This is a genomic window from Streptomyces alkaliphilus (assembly GCF_014141535.1).
Taxonomy (GTDB): Bacteria; Actinomycetota; Actinomycetes; order Streptomycetales; family Streptomycetaceae; genus Streptomyces; species Streptomyces alkaliphilus.
Window position 1 is genome coordinate 1 of record NZ_VKHT01001403.1, and the last position, 982, is coordinate 982.

1 protein-coding gene is annotated in these 982 nt (G+C 68.8%); it reads right to left on the bottom strand.

Going from position 1 to position 982, the window contains the following annotated elements; genetic code table 11:
* Nucleotides 1-3 precede the first annotated feature (3 nt).
* Nucleotides 4-804 carry an SGNH/GDSL hydrolase family protein gene (locus FNQ90_RS24745; RefSeq protein ID WP_182608372.1) on the bottom strand — a complete coding sequence of 267 codons (801 nt, stop codon included), beginning with the start codon at nucleotides 802-804 and terminating at the stop codon, nucleotides 4-6.
* Nucleotides 805-982 lie beyond the last annotated feature (178 nt).

Below are 982 nucleotides of genomic sequence, written 5' to 3' on the forward strand. Positions count from 1 at the left end.
GGGTCAGGAGAGGGCGGCCATGACCGGGTGGTAGCCGCCCGCCTGACCGGCGGCGGTCGGGTGGTAGGAGTTCTCGATCGGCAGGGTGAGGCTGTGCAGCCAGGAGGCGGAGGAACAGATCTCGTGGCCGGTGAAAGTCGGGCGGACATCGCCGTACGCGAAGCCGTGATCGGCCGCGCGCTTGGAGATGACCTCGCTCAGGTTGTCCGAGGCCCCGTTGATGGCGGCCCGGGACTGCTCACTGATACCGAGCAGACAGGTGCCGTTGAGTTGGTACATCCGCGGGTAGCCCAGGACGACGACCCGGGCGTTGGGCGCCCGGTCGCGGATCGCGGTGTACACCGCGTCCAGGCGGGAGGGCAGGGTCTCGGTGATGTAGGCGTTGGCCTGCGCGACGCGGTTCACGCAGGCGCTGGTGCCCTGGAGGACGCACACCGTCATGGTGTCGGCGAAGCCGGCGTCGTTCCCACCGATGGAGATGGTGACCAGGGTGGTCTCGGCGCTCAGGGGGCCGAGCTGCCCGGCGGTCACGTCGGTGGTGCGGGCGCCGGAGCAGGCGGTGAAATGGAAGGAGGCGGGGGAGTTCGCCGCGGCCCAGAGCTCGGGGTAGGCCCGGGTGCTGCGGCGGCAGGTGCCGCTGTCGGAACGGTAGTTCCCGGCACCGACGCCGGAGGAGTAGGAGTCTCCCAGCGCCACGTAGTGCACCGGGGCCTCCTGCGCGGCGGCGGAGGTGGGGGCGACGAGGGAGACGCCGAGCAGGGCGACCGCGGTAACGGCTCCCGACAGCAGGCGACGGAGTCTCATGTGTTCTCCCGGGTAGGGGGTGTGGGGGATGTGCTCCCACGCTTGTTACCAGCGCGTAACAGACTTGAGAAGTGGTCATGCCAAAATTGCCGGCATCAACCCAACGAAATCCCCGTAAACCCGTTACCGGTGACGCTCCCTCACCACCCCTCGCACACCGGTGCGTTCGATGTGGAGA

Coding starts and splice junctions, on each gene's coding strand:
- FNQ90_RS24745 (WP_182608372.1), bottom strand. CDS start 804: ATGAGACTCCGTCGCCTGCTGTCGGGAGCCGTTACCGCGGTCGCCCTG.